We start from the raw sequence: 15,958 nt of genomic DNA on the forward strand, positions 1-15,958 counted from the left end.
GAGCGCATGGCCTCCAGCAGGTGCGGGATGCGGGTGGTGATCTCGGCGSACGGACCCGGGAGGCGCGCCGGGCGGGGCCGGGAACATCGAAGCCGACTTTCCTCGCCAATCGTCACTAATTACGCTCTGGGTATGTCTGAGCAGGTCCCGAGGGACTCACCCGAAGCCGCTGCGCGGGAGCCCCACGGCCTGCCGGGTCCGTCCGCCGAGATCACCACCCGCATCCCGCACCTGCTGGAGGCCATGCGCTCCGTCGGGGCGGGCCTGGAACTGCACTCCACCCTCGACCGGATCTGCGAGACGGCCGCCGAACTGGCCCACTGCCGCTACGCGGCCATCGGAGTCGTCGACGAGGAGGGCGCGGGACTCTCCGACTTCGTCACGTACGGGGTGCCGGACGAGGTGGCGGACGAGATCGGCCACCGCCCCGACGGCCATCGGGGACTGCTCGGCGCGCTGATCCACGACCCGGTACCGCTGCGGCTGGCCGACCTGACGGCCGATCCGAGGTTCGCCGGATTCCCGCCGGGCCATCCCCCGATGCGGACCTTCCTCGGCGTCCCCATCCGGGTGCAGGACGAGATCTTCGGCAACCTCTACCTGGCCGAGAAGGACGACGGCGCCGAGTTCAACGACTACGACCTGCACATGGTGCGGGTCCTGGCCACGGAGGCGGGGATCGCCATCGGCAACGCCCGGCTGTACGAGGCGGCGCGCCAGCGCGAGCGCTGGATCGACGGATCGGTCGCCGTGACCACCGCGCTGCTCTCCGGCGGGGACGCCGACGACGCGCTCTCCGTCGTCGCCGAACAGGCCCGCCGTCTCGCCGGCTCGGCCGCCGGCATCGTGCTGCTGCCGACCGGGGAGGGCGGTCTGGAGATCGTCGCCGTCTCCGCGGACGACCCGGCCACCTCGCTCGGGATGATCATCGGGCCCGAGAGCCCGGTGGTGGTGAAACTGCTGAGCGGCGAGGCGGTCTTCGTGGACGACTGCGCCACCGACTTCCGCATGGTCACCGAGCTGGCAAATCGTTTCGGCCCGAGCATGCTGCTGCCCCTGCACAGCGGCGGGCGGGTGCTGGGCGCGCTCGCCACCCCCCGCGCCCGCGGCGGCCGGCCGTTCACGGAGGCGGAACGGACCCTCGCCGTCCAGTTCGCCTCGCAGGCCGCGCTCGCGCTGATGATGGCCGAGGCGCAGCGGGACCGGGAACGGCTCGCGGTCTACGAGGACCGGGACCGGATCGCCCGCGACCTGCACGACCTGGTCATCCAGCGGCTGTTCGCCACCGGGATGATGCTGGAGAGCGCCCAGCGCAGATCGGCCGAGACGGACGTGCAGACCGGTGTCGGCCGGGCGGTCGACGAACTGGACGTGACCATCCAGGAGATCCGGACCGCGATCTTCGCCCTCCAGCAGGAACCCGCCGAGGCGCCGTCGGGGCTGCGCACCCGTGTCCTGCGCGAGATCAACATGGCGGCGGTCCCCCTGGGCTTCAAGCCCTCGCACCGCTTCCTCGGGCCGGTCGACTCGCTGGTCGGCGAGTCGACCGGCAAGAACCTGATCGCGGCGCTGCGCGAGGCGCTGTCCAACGCCTTCCGGCACGCGGAGGCGTCGCTGATCGACGTGGTCGTCGACGCGACCGCCACGCTGCCCGACGGGACGGACGCGGTGCGGCTGTCGGTCGCCGACGACGGGGTGGGCATCCCGGAGGGCGGCCGCCGCAGCGGGCTGCGGAATCTGGCGCGCCGGGCGGAGTCGCTCGGCGGCGCGAGCTGGTTCGGCCCCGGCATCGGCCCGGACGGGGGCGGCACGACCGTGGTGTGGGAGGTGCCCCTCTGAACCGCCGGGTGGCGGCCCGGACCGCCCGCCACCCGGCGCCGGGACACGGCGGGACGGGACGTGGTGGGCGTCAGCGCGCCGCGTCGGCCGCGCGGCGTTCGGCGATGATCCGCTCGATGACGACGGCGACGCCGTCCTCGCCGTTGGTGGCGGTCCGCCCGGAGGCGGCGGCGATCGCGGCCGGGTGGGCGTTGCCCATCGCGTACGACGTGCCCGCCCAGCTGAGCATTTCCACGTCGTTGGGCATGTCCCCGAAGGCGACGACCTCGGCGGGCGATATGCCGCGCTCGGCACAGCACAGTTCCAGCGTGCTGGCCTTGGAGACCCCGGGGCCGCTGATCTCCAGCAGGGCCGTGGGGCTGGACCGGGTGAAGGAGGCCCGGTCCCCGGCCGCCGCGCGGGCCAGGGCGAGGAACTCGTCCGGGGCCAGTTCGGCGTGGTGGGCGAGGAGCTTCAGCACGGGGGCGCCGGCCCCGGGCGTCTCCTCCTGCAGCAGCTTCTCGGCGACGGCGACCGTGGCGCCCGGGTCCAGGTGGAAGGGCGGGTAGGCCGGTTCGTAGTGGATGCCGGTGGACAGCTCCACGGCGAACGAGGTGCCGGGGACGGCGGCGCGCAGCGCGTGCACGATGCCGAGCGCGATGGGCCGCTCCAGCGGACGGACCTTGAGCAGCCTGTTGCCGTCGTGCAGATCGGCGACCGCCGCGCCGTTCGCGCAGATCGCCAGGCCGTGGCCGTGGACGTGGTCGCTGACGACGTCCATCCAGCGGGCCGGGCGGCCGGTGACGAAGAAGACCTCGATACCGGCCTCCTCGGCGGCGGCGAGTGCGGCGACCGTACGGTCCGAAACCGTCTTGTCGTCGAGCAGCAGGGTGCCGTCCAGGTCGGTGGCGATCAGCCGTATGGCGGCAGGCGAAGGCGAGTCGGTAGCTGAGGTCACCCGCCCATTCTCGCGTACGAGGGTGCACGGGCGTGCGGAGGGGCGCACATCTGAGGGTGCGCGCCCCTGACCGGGGAACATGCCGAATGCATATGCCAACAGGGCGGAAACGGCCCGCCGGGCCCGATGACCGCGCCGCGACCGGTGACGACGGCCGCGGCGGGCGACGGGCGGTGGGTGACGGACGACGGACGATGGACGACGGTGGCCGAGGCGGGATGCCAGCCGTGGCGAGGTGTCGGCCGCGGTCAGTGGCCGAGCTGGGCCAGGCCCTCCGTGGCGATGCGCTCGAAGACCTTCTCGTCGGCCGCGAAGTCGGAGTCCTGGATCGGCCAGTGGACGACGATCTCCGTGAAGCCCAGCGCGAAGTGGGTGCCCGCGAAGTCCACGAAGGCGTCGAAGGACTCCAGCGGGCGGTCCGGGGTGAAGCCGGTGAGCAGGATCTTGTCCAGCTCGGCGACGTCCCGGCCGACGGACTCGCAGGCCGCGCCCAGCTTGGTGAGCTGCCCGCGGATGGCCTCCACCGACTGTTCGGGGGTGCCCGTCTCGTACAGCTTCGGGTCGCCCGTGGTCACCCACGCCTGGCCGTGCCGGGCGGCGAGCCTCATTCCGCGCGGGCCGGTGGCCGCCACCGCGAACGGCAGCCGGGGCCGCTGCACGCAGCCGGGGATGTTCCGGGCCTCGTTCGCCGCGTAGAGGGGGCCCTCGTACGTCACCGAGGGCTCGCGCAGCAGCCGGTCCAGCAGCGGGACGAAGTCGTCGAAGTGGTCGGCGCGCTCGCGCGGCGTCCACGGCTCCTCACCGGCCCGCCGCAGAGTCATGGCGTCGAAGCCGTTGCCCCCGGCGCCGATGCCGAGGGTGACGCGCCCGTCGGAGACGTCGTCGAGGGTGATGAGGTCCTTGGCGAGCGTGACGGGGTGCCGGAAGTTGGGGGAGGTGACGAGGGTGCCCAGACGCAGTCGTTCGGTGGCCGTCGCCGCGGCGGTGAGGGTCGGTACCGCGCCGAACCACGGGCCGTCGCGGAAGGTGCGCCAGGACAGGTGGTCGTAGGTGTACGCGGCGTGGAAGCCGAGGTCTTCGGCCCGCCGCCAGACCTTCCGGCCCTCGCTCCAGCGGTGGATCGGCAGAATCACAGTGCTCAGACGCATGACCACGACCTTACGGACCGGTCGTGCACACCGGAAACGACCGGGTGCGCCCCGTCCGGGTCACTCCCGGAAGCGCAGGAACTCGGGCGGCACCGCGGCGGTGAGCCAGACGCCGTTGGCGCTGACGCAGAAGGTGTGGCCCGCGCGGTGCATCGCGCCCGCGTCCACGGACAGGACGACGGGACGGCCGCGCCGGGCACCGACCCCGGTCGCGGTCTCGCGGTCGGGGGAGAGGTGGACGTGCGTGCGGTTCATGGGCCGCAGGCCCTCGTCGCGGATCGCGTCCAGCACCCGGCCCACCGTGCCGTGGTAGAGGTACGCGGGCGGTTCGGCCGGCGGCAGACCGAGATCGACGGGAACGGTGTGGCCCTGGCTCGCGCGGATGCGGCCGTTCTCGACAGCGAAGCGCTGCTTGTCGTTGGAGGCGACGACATGGTCGAGCTCGGCCCGGGTGAGGGGGAAGTTGTTGCGGGCCGTGGCACGCAGCAGCTCGTCGATCGGCACCCACCCGTTGGCGTCGAGCGTGATCCCGATCCGCTGCGGCTGGTGCCGCAGGTGCTTCGAGAGGTACTTGGACACCTTTACGGTGCGCTTCTCGTCCATCCAGCCAGGGTGCCCGGCGCCGTTTTCCGGGCGCATCCGAATTTTGCGCACGGTTTGCTCAAGCGATTCCCGTCCACAGGTTTGATCCACAGTCAACTTGAGTTATCCACAGGAGAATTGGCTATTCTGTGGACAAGGGAGTTTGAAATCAACCTATTTGGTCAACTTGTCTGTTTCTGGAGTCCGGTGAGGCGAGTGCGTCCAATGTCCTTGATTGCACCTCGCGTTCCGCGGCGGCCGCGATGAAGGCGGAGACGTTCTGCGCCCCGACGAGCCGTCGCACGGCGCTGATGGTGCCCGGCGGCAGCTCCACCCGGTGTGCCGCCGCCGGGGGCTCGTCGGGGGTCAGCGGGGTGTCCGCGCCCAGGTGGTGGTGCAGATGGCGGGTCGCGAACAGGCGCATCGCACGCGCCAGTTCGGCGTCCACGGTCTGCTGGGCGAGCGGACGCAGCCTGCGCACCATGGCGGCCGCCTCCGCCGCGTCCGAGTCGGTCGGCGGCCGGTGGCCGAGATAGCGCGCGAAGACGTGCTCGGTGGTGAACTCCAGGAAGCGGGAGGCTATGTGCTCGACCTGGCCGCGGAGCTCCCGCAGATGACCGGAGATCGCGCCCAGCGGAACGCCCGCCGCGTACAGCTCCACCGCCACGGCCAGCTCCTGGGGGCTCGGCACCAGGAACTCGTCGTCCTTGCCCGGGATCGGTTCGAGCACGCCGAGCTCCATCGCCTCGACGACCGCCTCGTCGTCCGGCGTCCCGCCGAACCTCTCGTTCAGCTCGGCCCGGGTGATCCGGTCGGCCCGCTCGTCCGTCCACGGGCCGTGCACCTCGGCGACGAGCCCGAGCACCCCGCCCAGCCCCCGGCCCGTGTCCCAGGCGTCCAGGAGTTCCTTGATGCTGGCCAGTGTGTAGCCCCGGTCCAGCAGATCGGCGATCTGCCGGAGCCGGGCCAGGTGGGTGTCCCGGTACACATTGGCCCGGCCGCGCCGCTCCGGTGTCGGCAGCAGACCGCGGTCCTGATAGGCGCGGATCGTGCGCACGGTGGCCCCGCTCGCGTGCGCCAGATCCTCGATCCGGTACTCGGCGGCGGCCGGCCGGTCCACCGCCGGCGCCGGCTGCCCGGAGCCGCTCACAGCGGTGGCTTCAGCCGGGCGATCCCGCGCAGCGCACCGGGACTCAACCGGGACAGGAGCCGGGCGCCGCGGGCCTCCGGTGTCACCGGCACGACGGCCTGGTTGCGCACCACCGCCTTGAGGATCGCGTCGGCGACCCGCTCCGGCGGGTAGTTGCGGAGCCCGTACAGCCGACTGGACCGCTTCCGCAGCCGCTGCTCCTCCGCGGCGTCGGCACCGGCGAAGCGCGCCGTCGCGGTGATGTTCGTGTTGACGATGCCGGGGCAGATGGCGCTGACCCCGATCGACCGGTCGGCGAGCTCGGCCCGCAGGCACTCGCTGAGCATCAGCACGGCCGCCTTGGACGTGCTGTACGCGGGCAGCGCCCGGGAGGGCTGGTAGGCGGCGGCGGAGGCCGTGTTGACGATGTGACCGCCCTGGCCGCGCTCGGCCATCTGCCGGCCGAAGATCCGGCAGCCGTGGATGACCCCCCACAGATTGACGTCGAGGACGTTCTTCCAGTCCTCGCTCGTGGTGTCCAGGAAGGAGCCGGACAGGCCGATCCCGGCGTTGTTGACCAGGACGTCGACGACGCCGTACTCGGCGGCCACCTTCTCGGCGAGCTTCTCCATCGCCTGCTCGTCGCTGACGTCCACGGCTTCGCCCCAGGCGGCCGGGGAGCCGATCAGCCGGGCCATCTCCGCGGTCCGGGCCGCCCCCTCCGCGTCCCGGTCCACGGCCACCACCCGGGCACCCGCCTCGGCGAACGCGAAGGCGGTGGCGCGGCCGATGCCGCCGGCCGCTCCCGTCACCAGGACCAGCTGCCCCCCGAACCTCTCCGCGTAGGCCCCGGACGGCGAGGTGTCCTGCACCGGACGGCCGTCCTCCGTGGCGGCCTCGTTGGCGGCGACGAACTCGTCGATCCAGGCGGCGAGCCGGTCGGGCCTGGTGCGCGGCACCCAGTGCTTGCCGTCGAGCGACCGGCGCACCAACTGCGGGGCCCACAGCTCCAGTCGGTCGTACAGCTTCTCCGAGAGGAAGACGTCCCCGGTCGGCGTGATCAGCTGGACCGGCACGTGCGCGTAGGCGTCCGTGCGCGGCCGGCTCAGCCGGGCGCGCACGTTGTCCCGGTAGAGCCAGGCGCCGTGCGCCGCGTCATCGGGCAGCGAGGACGTCGGGTAGTCGCCGGCGGGCACCTTCTCCAGCCGCTGGAGCATCCGGGGCCACCGCTTGCCGAGCGGGCCGCGCCAGGCCAGCTCGGGCAGCACCGGGGTGTGCAGCATGTAGACGTACCAGGACTTGGCGCCCTGGCCGAGCAGCTGGCCGACCCGGCGCGGGGTGGGCCGGGACATCCGCTGCTTGATCCAGTGTCCGAAGTGGTCCAGGGAAGGCCCGGACATCGAGGTGAACGAGGCGATCCGGCCCTCGGTCCGCTTGACCGTGACGAACTCCCACGACTGGACCGACCCCCAGTCGTGCCCCACCAGGTGCACCGGGCGGTCCGGGCTCACCGCGTCGGCGACGGCCAGGAAGTCGTCGGTGAGCTTCTCCAGGGTGAAGCCGCCGCGCAGCGGCTTCGGGGCCGTGGACCGGCCGTGCCCGCGCACGTCGTACAGCACGACGTGCCACCGGTCGGCCAGCTGCTTCGCCACCTCCGTCCAGACCTCCTTGCTGTCCGGATAGCCGTGCACCAGCACGACCGTCGGCCGTGCCGCGTCCCCCAGCTCGACCACGCACAGCTCGATGCCGCCCGTGCGCACCCGGCGCTCGCGCGCCCCCGGCAGATCCAGCAGGCTCATGCCGCCACCCTTTCCTCGGCCCAGCGCCGCACGTGCGGCAGATCGTCGTCCAGCCAGAAGGCGCTCTGCTCGGGGTCCTTGGAGTCGGTGACCACCAGGATCTCCTCGAACTTGGCCCCCGTGCCGCGGAATCCGAGATGGGGCTCGACGGCCCACAGCCCCGGCTGCGGCGGATGGTCGGAGAAGCGGTACGGGCTCCACAGCGGCGACCAGCCCTCCCGGTGCCCGTGCAGCGCGTCGCTCATCAGCCCCTTGAGGGACTGGGTGCCGAAGCCGAACACATGCGGGGCCCAGCGCCGCTCGACCACCCGGTCGACCTTGTGGGCGATGACGCCGAACGGATACGCGCGATGCCTGTTGGCGTACCCCTGCCGGATCATCAGGCGCTCGACGTCCTCGTAGATCTCGCGCAGCGAACGCCGCTCGCGCACCTCGCGCAGGATCAGCTCGCGATGGTCCTCGAGGTCGGCCAGGAGCCGGTCGTGCAGGGGGTTCAGCCCGAGGCAGCCGGAGTAGCCGATGTCCGCCGTGAAGCCCTTGTACACCGGGGCCATGTCGAGGATGAACGGCATCCCCGGCTCCAGCCTCCGGTCGGTCGGGAAGAACTGCAGCGGCACCTTGAACCCGGCGAACGCCGTGCGGTCGCCGAACCAGGCGAAGGGGAGGTGGAACCAGTCCCGCACCCCGCGCTCGCGCAGCCAGTCGCGCTGCATGCGGGCCGCCTCGCGCTCGGTCACCCCCGGCCGCAGCCGGCCGGCGACCGCTTCCGCGCAGGCGTACGCGAGCCGCTGGACTTCTCTGAACCCATCCAGCTCCGGGGCCCGTTGGTCCTTCACTGCCGAGGCCATGCCACCGTCCGTTCCCTGCCGTGTGCGGTACGTGTCCGTAACGTGACACTGATGAATGTGACAATGCTCGGCGGCTACGTCAAGGGGTGCGCGGAGACCTGTGGACAACTTCGGGGCGACGACGGGGCGCGGCCGGCCCCGGCCCCCGGCCTCATACCTCGCGGTGCCCCCTTACGGGTCCGTACATCTGGAGTCGGATGCCGATCCAGCCGCCAGGGCTGACGACCGATGTGGCCCGCGCCACTACCTTCGAACACGTGACTGTGATCGCGACCGAAAGCCTGAGCAAGCGGTTCCCCCGGGTGACCGCGCTTGACCGGCTCTCCTTGGACATCGGACCGGGCGTGACCGGCCTGGTGGGTTCCAACGGGGCCGGCAAGTCCACACTGATCAAGATCCTGCTGGGTCTGTCCCCCGCCACCGAGGGCCGGGCCGCGGTGCTCGGGCTCGACGTCGCCACCAGTGGTGCCGCCATCCGGGAACGGGTCGGCTACATGCCCGAGCACGACTGCCTGCCGCCGGACGTCTCGGCCACCGAGTTCGTCGTCCACATGGCGCGGATGTCCGGACTGCCGCCGACGGCGGCGCGCGAGCGCACCGCCGACACGCTGCGCCACGTCGGCCTGTACGAGGAGCGCTACCGCCCCATCGGCGGCTACTCGACCGGCATGAAGCAGCGCGTCAAGCTGGCCCAGGCACTGGTCCACGACCCGCAGCTGGTCCTGCTGGACGAGCCGACCAACGGCCTGGACCCGGTCGGCCGCGACGAGATGCTCGGGCTGATCCGCCGGGTCCACAGCGACTTCGGCATCTCGGTCCTGGTCACCTCGCACCTCCTGGGCGAACTGGAACGCACCTGCGACCACGTCGTCGTCATCGACGGCGGAACCCTGCTGCGCTCCAGCTCCACCAGCGACTTCACCCAGACCACCACGACCCTCGCGGTCGAGGTCACCGACAGCGACACCCACCCGGACGGCACCGACGCGCTGCGCCGGGCCCTCACCGGAGCGGGCGTGAAGCTGATCGGCCACGACGGCCTCGACGACCGGGGACTGCCCGGCGCGGGCCACATCCTGCTGGTCGAGGCGACCGGCGAGGAGACCTACGACATCGTGCGCGACAGCGTCGCCGGGCTCGGCCTCGGGCTCGTGAGGATGGAGCAGCGGCGCCACCACATCGCCGAGGTCTTCAGTTCCGACGAGACACCACGGACCGCGCCCGCGGCCGCCGACGCCACCCGGCAGAAGGGGGAGGGGTCGTGACGAGCACCGAGCGCGGCACCACGGCCGGGAGCGAGACCTCCCGCATCCACAACATCGGCTACCGCTCCTACGACGGCCCCCGCCTGGGCCGCGGCTACGCGCGGCGCTCCCTCTACTCGCAGTCCCTGCGGGGTTCCTTCGGACTGGGCCGTTCCGCCAAGTCCAAGGTGCTGCCGATGCTGCTCTTCGGCGTGATGTGCCTGGTCGCGGCGATCATCGTCGCCGTTGCCATCGCCACCCCGACGGCGACCGCCCTGCCCATCAAGTACACCGCGTTCGCGATCTATCTCCAGGCCGTGATCGGCCTCTTCCTCGCCGCACAGGCGCCCCAGTCGGTCTCCAGGGACCTGCGCTTCAAGAGCGTCCCGCTGTACTTCTCGCGGCCGATCGAACGGGTCGACTACGTCGTGGCCAAGCTGGCCGCCATGGCTTCCGCGCTCTTCATCCTCACCGGCGCGCCGCTCGTCATCCTCTACGTGGGCGCGCTGCTCGGGAAGTTCGACTTCGCCGACCAGACCAAGGGATTCGGCCAGGGGCTGGTCTCGGTGGGGCTGCTCTCCGTGCTCTTCGCCGGGCTGGGCCTGGTGATGGCCGCGCTGACACCGCGCCGCGGCTTCGGTGTCGCCGCGGTGATCGCCGTGCTGTCCATCACCTACGGCGCGGTCTCGGTGGTCCAGACCATCGCCTGGCAGACGGGCTCCGAAGGAGCCGTCGAGTGGCTGGGGCTCTTCTCCCCCATCACGCTGATCGGCGGCGTGCAGACCGCGTTCCTCGGGGCCCGCTCGGACTTCCCCGGCGGGTCGGGCCCGGACGCCGGGGTCGGCATGGTCTATCTGATCGTTGTTCTCGCGCTCGTCGCCGGCTCGTACGCCGTACTGATGCGCCGCTACCGGAAGGTCGGGCTGTGACCACCATCGAGATCGACCACACCTCGCGCTGGTTCGGCAATGTGGTCGCCGTCAACGACGTGAGCATGACGGTGGGTCCGGGCGTCACCGGGCTGCTCGGGCCCAACGGCGCGGGAAAGTCCACGCTGATCAACATGATGGGCGGATTCCTCGCCCCGTCGACCGGCACGGTCACCCTCGACGGCAAACCGATCTGGCGCAACGAGGCGGTCTACACCGAGATCGGGATCGTGCCGGAGCGGGAGGCGATGTACGACTTCCTGACCGGCCGCGAGTTCGTCGTCGCCAACGCGGAACTGCACGGGCTCGGCGACGCGGAGGCGCAGAAGGCGCTGGCCACGGTCGAGATGGAGTACGCGCAGGACCGCAAGATCTCGACGTACAGCAAGGGCATGCGCCAGCGCGTGAAGATGGCGTCCGCCCTGGTCCACGAACCGTCGGTGCTGCTGCTCGACGAGCCGTTCAACGGCATGGACCCGCGCCAGCGGATGCAGCTGATGGAGCTGCTGCGACGCATGGGGGCCGAGGGCCGTACGGTGCTCTTCTCCTCCCACATCCTCGAAGAGGTCGAACAGCTCGCCTCGCACATCGAGGTGATCGTGGCGGGACGGCACGCGGCGTCCGGCGACTTCCGGAAGATCCGCCGCCTGATGACGGACCGCCCGCACCGCTACCTGGTGCGTTCCAGCGACGACCGCGCCCTGGCCGCCGCGCTGATCGCCGATCCGTCGACGGCCGGCATCGAGGTGGACCTGGGCGAACGGGCCCTGCGCATCCAGGCGGTCGACTTCGGACGCTTCACAGAGCTGCTGCCGAAGGTCGCACGTGAGCACGGGATTCGCCTTCTGACCGTTTCGCCGTCCGACGAGTCCCTCGAATCGGTCTTTTCCTATCTCGTAGCGGCCTGAGTAGTGGCCTGAAAGGAGCTGTGAAGCGTCATGTACGACCCCACAGTCGCCCGGCTCACCTACCGGGCCCTGCTCGGCCGGCGCCGGGCCGCCATCCTGTTCGTCCTGCCGGCCCTGCTGCTGGTCATCGCCGGCGCGGTGCGGATGTTCGCCGGGGCCGACGACCAGGTCGCCTCGGACGTGCTGGGCGGCTTCGCCATCGCCACGATGGTGCCGCTGATCGGGGTGATCGCCGGGACCGGGGCGATCGGCCCCGAGATCGATGACGGATCGATCGTCTACCTGCTGGCCAAGCCGGTGAAGCGGCCGACGATCATCTGCACCAAGCTGATCGTGTCCATCGCCGTGACCATGGTCTTCTCCGCGGTGCCCACCCTGATCCCGTCATCAGGCGGCGGATCTTCCGGAAGTCGCCGGACGCCGCGTGCCGTCCCGCCACGATCACCTCGATGTGCGAGGCGAGCTGTTCGACCTCTTCGAGGATGTGGGAGGAGTGACCGGGGGGCCGGCCGGGCGCGGGCGGCGGTCTCCGCCGGTACGGAGGCTGCGACCATCACTCCCCGTCGATCCCTCCCTGCCCACCCGTCACCCCACTCACCAACCCTCGTCCTCCGGACGGGGGTTGGTCCGCTTCGGGGCCGCCGGTCCGAACCGCTTCGGGGCCGGCTCGTTCCGGACGGCTGTCGGGCGTACGCGTGACTGTGCGGTTGCCGGTTCGTTGGTCGGGGTGCGTGGAGGCAACTGGAATCCGTGGCGACCTGGCTTTCGTGAAACAAGGGATTGCCGATGCCGGTGCGGGAGAACCCCGCCGGGTCGGTCATTGAGTGAGTGGCAACCGTGAGCGTCCTCCGCCCTCGGCCCCGGGGCGGGGCTGTCCATCGACGTTCACGATTGAAAGGCATGCCCATGCCAACAGAAGTCGCCCTGCTCGAATCGCGTGCGCTGCGCGTCGAACAGATGGGGCGTGTCGACGTCCTCGACAAGGTGAAGAGCCTTGTCATGCTCCCGGACGGAATTCACGTTCGCACAGAGGATGTGGCGCGGTACTTCGAAGTATCCACAGCCACGGTCAGAAGGCTCATCGATCGCCATCGGGGCGAGCTCACGGAGAACGGGATGCGTGTGCTCCGAGGTGCTGAGCTGCAATCCTTCCATAGCGACATGATGTCGCTATGGGGGGACGAGGGGGCGGAAAGTTATCCACAGGCGGCGGCCCGGCTCCGGGTCCACACCCGCCGCACCGTCCTCAACATCGCGATGCTTCTTCGCGACAGCGACATCGCCCGCTGCGTGCGTACCTATCTGCTGGACGCCGAGCGGGATCTGCGCGCGGGCTATGCCTCGCTCGAACACCGCGTCACCCGGGTCGAGAGCTGTCTCGCCGGGGTGGGCAGCGCGCTGCAGGAGCTCGGGCCGGTGCTCGACCGGATGTCGCACCGGCTCGACAGCCTCGACCGGAGGCTGGATGCCACGCATCAGGTCGTCGGGGCCATGAGCGTGCGGCTGGGGCACGTCGCGGAGGACATCGTCCGTATCGACGGCAGGATGGACGAACTCGCCCGCAACCTGAAGGACTTGAACCGCCGACGCGACAAGCGGCGCTGACCGGAGGGGAGTTCGCGATCCTTCGGCGTAGCGGGGAAAACCGGTGGCGCCGAAGGACCGCGCGGGGCACAGTGGTCGGCACGACACACGCCGATGCGCGGGCACCCGCGCATGCGTGCCACGGACCGGGAGAGGAGCGCGACGATGACCAGGAGTACGAGTCCGTCGAGTTCCCGGCAGGGCGGATTCCCACCGGCGCCGAAGTAGCGGAGCGGTCACCGACGGCTCCCCGCGGTGCGGTTCGGGGCGGAACGCCCGGGGCGGCACCGTTCGCGCATCGCGTCGGCCGCCCTCCCGGAGGATTGGCCGAGTGGTAAGGCAGCGGCTTGCTAAGCCGTCGTCGGGGTCTTCGCCCCGCGCGCGTTCGATCCGCGCATCCTCCGCAACAGCAGGGGCCGTCGACCGGCGGCCGACGGGTGGGAGCCGTCGCACCCACCCGCGCGGCTTTCCGGTCCGGTTTCCCGGTCCGGACCGTCCGGACCGCCCGGGCGAAAGACCCTAGAGCAGCCGCTCCAGGACCACGGCGATGCCGTCGTCCTCGTTGGACGCGGTGACCTCCTGGGCCACGGCCTTCAGGTCCTCGTGCGCGTTGGCCATCGCCACGCCGTGCCGCGCCCAGGCGAACATCGGGATGTCGTTCGGCATGTCGCCGAAGGCCAGGGTGTCCACGGCCTTCACGCCCAGCCGGCGCGCGGCCAGCGAGAGGCCGGTCGCCTTGCTCAGCCCCAGCGGGAGGATCTCCACCACGCCGGGACCGGCCATGACCACGTCCACCAGGTTGCCGACGGCCGCGCGGGCGGCCTTCGCCAGCGCGTCGTCGTCGAGGTCGGGATGCTGTATGTAGACCTTGTTCAGGGGCGCGGACCACATCTCGGCGGGGTCGTCCACGAAGACGGCCGGGAGCGGCCCGTCCTGCACGCGGTAGCCGGGGCCGACCAGCACCTCGCCGTCGAGCCCGTCACGGCTCGCCGCCAGCGCCAGCGGACCGACCTCGGCCTCGACCTTGGACAGCGCGAGACCGGCGAGCTGCCGGTCCAGCGTCAGCGAGGTCAGCAGCCTGCGCTCGCCCGCGTGGTAGACCTGGGCGCCCTGGCCGCAGACCGCGAGCCCCTCGTATCCCAGGTCCTCCAGGATGTGCCGGGTCCAGGGGACCGCGCGGCCGGTGACGATGATGTGCGCGGCACCGGCCGCGGCGACCGCGGCCAGCGCCGCGCGGGTGCGCTCGGAGACCGTTTCGTCGCCACGCAGCAGCGTGCCGTCGAGATCGGTCGCGACGAGCCTGTACGGGAAGGTCACCGGTCGACCGGCTCCAGGACCTCGCGCCCGCCCAGATAGGGCCGGAGCACCTCGGGAACCCGGACCGAGCCGTCGGCCAGCTGGTGGTTCTCCAGGATCGCCACGATCGTGCGCGGTACGGCGCAGAGCGTGCCGTTCAGCGTGGACAGCGGCTGGAGGACCTTCTTGCCGTCCTGGGTGCTGCGCATCCGGACGGACAGGCGACGGGCCTGGAAACCGTTGCAGTTCGACGCGGACGTCAGCTCGCGGTACTTGCCCTGCGTCGGGATCCACGCCTCGCAGTCGAACTTCCGGGCGGCCGAGGCCCCCAGGTCGCCGGTGGCCACGTCGATCACCTGGAAGGGCAGCTCAAGAGCGGTGAGCCACTGCTTCTCCCACTCCAGGAGCCTGCGGTGCTCCGCCTCGGCGTCCGCCGGGTCGACGTACGAGAACATCTCGACCTTGTCGAACTGGTGGACGCGGAAGATGCCCCGGGTGTCCTTGCCGTACGTGCCGGCCTCGCGCCGGTAGCAGGGCGAGAAGCCGGCGTACCGCAGCGGCAGCTTCTCGGCGTCGATGATCTCGTCCATGTGGTACGCGGCGAGCGGGACCTCGGAGGTGCCGACCAGGTAGAAGTCGTCCTTCTCCAGGTGGTACACGTTCTCCGCGGCCTGGCCGAGGAAGCCGGTGCCCTCCATGGCGCGCGGACGGACCAGCGCCGGGGTCAGCATCGGGACGAAGCCGGCCTCGGTGGCCTGCGCGATCGCCGCGTTGACGAGGGCGAGCTCCAGCAGCGCGCCGACGCCCGTCAGGTAGTAGAAGCGCGAGCCGGAGACCTTGGCGCCCCGCTCCATGTCGATGGCGCCGAGCTTCTCGCCGAGCTCCAGGTGGTCCTTGGGCTCGAAGCCCTCGGCCCCGAAGTCACGGATCGTGCCGTGCGTCTCCAGGACGACGAAGTCCTCCTCGCCGCCCACCGGCACGTCCTCGTGGACGATGTTGCCGATCTGCAGCATCAGGCTCTTGGCCTCGGCGTCGGCCTCGGCCTGGGCCGCGTCGGCGGCCTTGACCTCGGTCTTCAGCTGTTCGGCCCGCTTGAGCAGCTCGCTGCGCTCCTCGGGCGACGCCTTGGGGATGAGTTTGCCGAGCGACTTCTGCTCGGAGCGGAGTTCGTCGAAGCGGACCCCGGACGACCTGCGCAGCTCGTCGGCGGAGAGAAGGGCGTCGACGAGGCCGACGTCCTCTCCACGGGCGCGCTGGGAGGCGCGAACACGGTCGGGGTCCTCACGAAGCAGGCGAAGGTCAATCACCCCTCCAGGCTACCGGTGCGCACTTCCCCCGCTCGAACCGATATCGCCAAGCGTGTCACTTTGCCCTAATTGACCGAATTGGTAATTCTTGAGGGGATTGCGCGACTGGCGTCGATCTCGTCCGTCAATGAAAAGAGCACATTCATCTGAATGGGGCAGAAGTCGCGCACACCTTGACGTACCGGCCTTGAGGGGAGGGGGAGTTGGCTGCCGGTTGTCCACAGGTGTTGAGGCTTTTGCAAGTTATCCACAGCCTGTGCAGGCGATCTGTGGAAGTCGGAATGATTCATTCCGGAAAGGCCGCGGTGGCTCGTGGATTTTCTGTTCAAACCCGACTCATACGCTCGTTCGGGTGGGAATTCTCCGCATCGGAGGGTCGATCGGCGGGGTGGGGTGACGGCAAGGGGG

The 15,958-nt window shown here is 70.8% G+C and carries 14 protein-coding genes and 1 tRNA gene; 7 read left to right on the top strand and 8 right to left on the bottom strand.

The window, feature by feature from the left end:
- The first annotated feature begins 132 nt into the window (after positions 1-132).
- The gene (locus EAO76_RS18195; RefSeq protein ID WP_148837002.1) at positions 133-1,839 is read left to right on the top strand and encodes a GAF domain-containing sensor histidine kinase; all 1,707 of its coding nucleotides are present in this window, start codon (positions 133-135) and stop codon (positions 1,837-1,839) included.
- A gap of 70 nt (positions 1,840-1,909) precedes the next feature.
- Here EAO76_RS18195 and EAO76_RS18200 read toward each other — a convergent pair whose 3' ends face one another.
- The 6 genes from EAO76_RS18200 to EAO76_RS18225 all read right to left on the bottom strand — a co-directional run bounded on the left by EAO76_RS18200 (position 1,910) and on the right by EAO76_RS18225 (position 8,282).
- Positions 1,910-2,776 (bottom strand): Cof-type HAD-IIB family hydrolase, encoded by an 867-nt coding sequence (locus tag EAO76_RS18200; protein WP_148837003.1) that lies wholly within the window; start codon positions 2,774-2,776, stop codon positions 1,910-1,912.
- 248 nt (positions 2,777-3,024) lie between these two features.
- On the bottom strand, positions 3,025-3,924 hold the full coding sequence (locus tag EAO76_RS18205) for an LLM class flavin-dependent oxidoreductase (RefSeq protein WP_148837004.1): 900 nt from the start codon (positions 3,922-3,924) through the stop codon (positions 3,025-3,027).
- A 60-nt stretch (positions 3,925-3,984) separates the two neighbouring features.
- Positions 3,985-4,527 carry an RNA 2'-phosphotransferase gene (locus tag EAO76_RS18210; RefSeq protein WP_148837005.1) on the bottom strand — a complete coding sequence of 181 codons (543 nt, stop codon included), beginning with the start codon at positions 4,525-4,527 and terminating at the stop codon, positions 3,985-3,987.
- Positions 4,528-4,675: 148 nt separating this feature from the next.
- Entirely contained in the window at positions 4,676-5,656 is a 981-nt protein-coding gene (locus tag EAO76_RS18215) for a MerR family transcriptional regulator (protein ID WP_262375574.1), read from the bottom strand.
- Positions 5,653-7,425 (bottom strand): SDR family oxidoreductase, encoded by a 1,773-nt coding sequence (locus EAO76_RS18220; protein ID WP_316248358.1) that lies wholly within the window; start codon positions 7,423-7,425, stop codon positions 5,653-5,655. The genes EAO76_RS18215 and EAO76_RS18220 overlap by 4 nt, the downstream gene beginning before the upstream one ends.
- A 5-nt stretch (positions 7,426-7,430) precedes the next feature.
- Positions 7,431-8,282 carry a M24 family metallopeptidase gene (locus tag EAO76_RS18225; protein WP_148837006.1) on the bottom strand — a complete coding sequence of 284 codons (852 nt, stop codon included), beginning with the start codon at positions 8,280-8,282 and terminating at the stop codon, positions 7,431-7,433.
- A gap of 197 nt (positions 8,283-8,479) precedes the next feature.
- Here EAO76_RS18225 and EAO76_RS18230 point away from each other — a divergent pair, with 197 nt between their 5' ends.
- The 6 genes from EAO76_RS18230 to EAO76_RS18255 all read left to right on the top strand — a co-directional run bounded on the left by EAO76_RS18230 (position 8,480) and on the right by EAO76_RS18255 (position 13,351).
- Positions 8,480-9,547 (top strand): ABC transporter ATP-binding protein, encoded by a 1,068-nt coding sequence (locus tag EAO76_RS18230; protein ID WP_262375575.1) that lies wholly within the window; start codon positions 8,480-8,482, stop codon positions 9,545-9,547.
- The gene (locus EAO76_RS18235) at positions 9,544-10,455 is read left to right on the top strand and encodes an ABC transporter permease (protein ID WP_148837007.1); all 912 of its coding nucleotides are present in this window, start codon (positions 9,544-9,546) and stop codon (positions 10,453-10,455) included. The genes EAO76_RS18230 and EAO76_RS18235 overlap by 4 nt, the downstream gene beginning before the upstream one ends.
- Positions 10,452-11,363 carry an ABC transporter ATP-binding protein gene (locus EAO76_RS18240; RefSeq protein ID WP_148837008.1) on the top strand — a complete coding sequence of 304 codons (912 nt, stop codon included), beginning with the start codon at positions 10,452-10,454 and terminating at the stop codon, positions 11,361-11,363. Before EAO76_RS18235 ends, EAO76_RS18240 begins: the two co-directional genes overlap by 4 nt.
- 30 nt (positions 11,364-11,393) lie before the next feature.
- On the top strand, positions 11,394-12,062 hold the full coding sequence (locus tag EAO76_RS47320; protein ID WP_316248353.1) for an ABC transporter permease: 669 nt from the start codon (positions 11,394-11,396) through the stop codon (positions 12,060-12,062).
- A 207-nt stretch (positions 12,063-12,269) separates the two neighbouring features.
- On the top strand, positions 12,270-12,968 hold the full coding sequence (locus tag EAO76_RS18250) for a hypothetical protein (RefSeq protein WP_148837389.1): 699 nt from the start codon (positions 12,270-12,272) through the stop codon (positions 12,966-12,968).
- Between the two features lie 296 nt (positions 12,969-13,264).
- A tRNA-Ser gene (locus EAO76_RS18255) sits at positions 13,265-13,351 on the top strand.
- A 115-nt stretch (positions 13,352-13,466) separates the two neighbouring features.
- Here EAO76_RS18255 and EAO76_RS18260 read toward each other — a convergent pair.
- Both EAO76_RS18260 and serS read right to left on the bottom strand, forming a co-directional pair.
- Entirely contained in the window at positions 13,467-14,264 is a 798-nt protein-coding gene (locus EAO76_RS18260; protein WP_148837009.1) for an HAD family hydrolase, read from the bottom strand.
- Complete coding sequence (gene serS, locus EAO76_RS18265; RefSeq protein ID WP_148837010.1) at positions 14,261-15,550, bottom strand: serine--tRNA ligase; 1,290 nt, start codon at positions 15,548-15,550, stop codon at positions 14,261-14,263. Before serS ends, EAO76_RS18260 begins: the two co-directional genes overlap by 4 nt.
- Between the last annotated feature and the right edge of the window lie 408 nt (positions 15,551-15,958).

The organism is Streptomyces sp. sk2.1, from assembly GCF_008120935.1.
Classification (GTDB): domain Bacteria; phylum Actinomycetota; class Actinomycetes; order Streptomycetales; family Streptomycetaceae; genus Streptomyces.

Coding starts and splice junctions, on each gene's coding strand:
- EAO76_RS18195 (WP_148837002.1), top strand. CDS start 133: ATGTCTGAGCAGGTCCCGAGGGACTCACCCGAAGCCGCTGCGCGGGAG.
- EAO76_RS18205 (WP_148837004.1), bottom strand. CDS start 3,924: ATGCGTCTGAGCACTGTGATTCTGCCGATCCACCGCTGGAGCGAGGGC.
- EAO76_RS18210 (WP_148837005.1), bottom strand. CDS start 4,527: ATGGACGAGAAGCGCACCGTAAAGGTGTCCAAGTACCTCTCGAAGCAC.
- EAO76_RS18225 (WP_148837006.1), bottom strand. CDS start 8,282: ATGGCCTCGGCAGTGAAGGACCAACGGGCCCCGGAGCTGGATGGGTTC.
- EAO76_RS18230 (WP_262375575.1), top strand. CDS start 8,480: ATGCCGATCCAGCCGCCAGGGCTGACGACCGATGTGGCCCGCGCCACT.
- EAO76_RS47320 (WP_316248353.1), top strand. CDS start 11,394: ATGTACGACCCCACAGTCGCCCGGCTCACCTACCGGGCCCTGCTCGGC.
- EAO76_RS18250 (WP_148837389.1), top strand. CDS start 12,270: ATGCCAACAGAAGTCGCCCTGCTCGAATCGCGTGCGCTGCGCGTCGAA.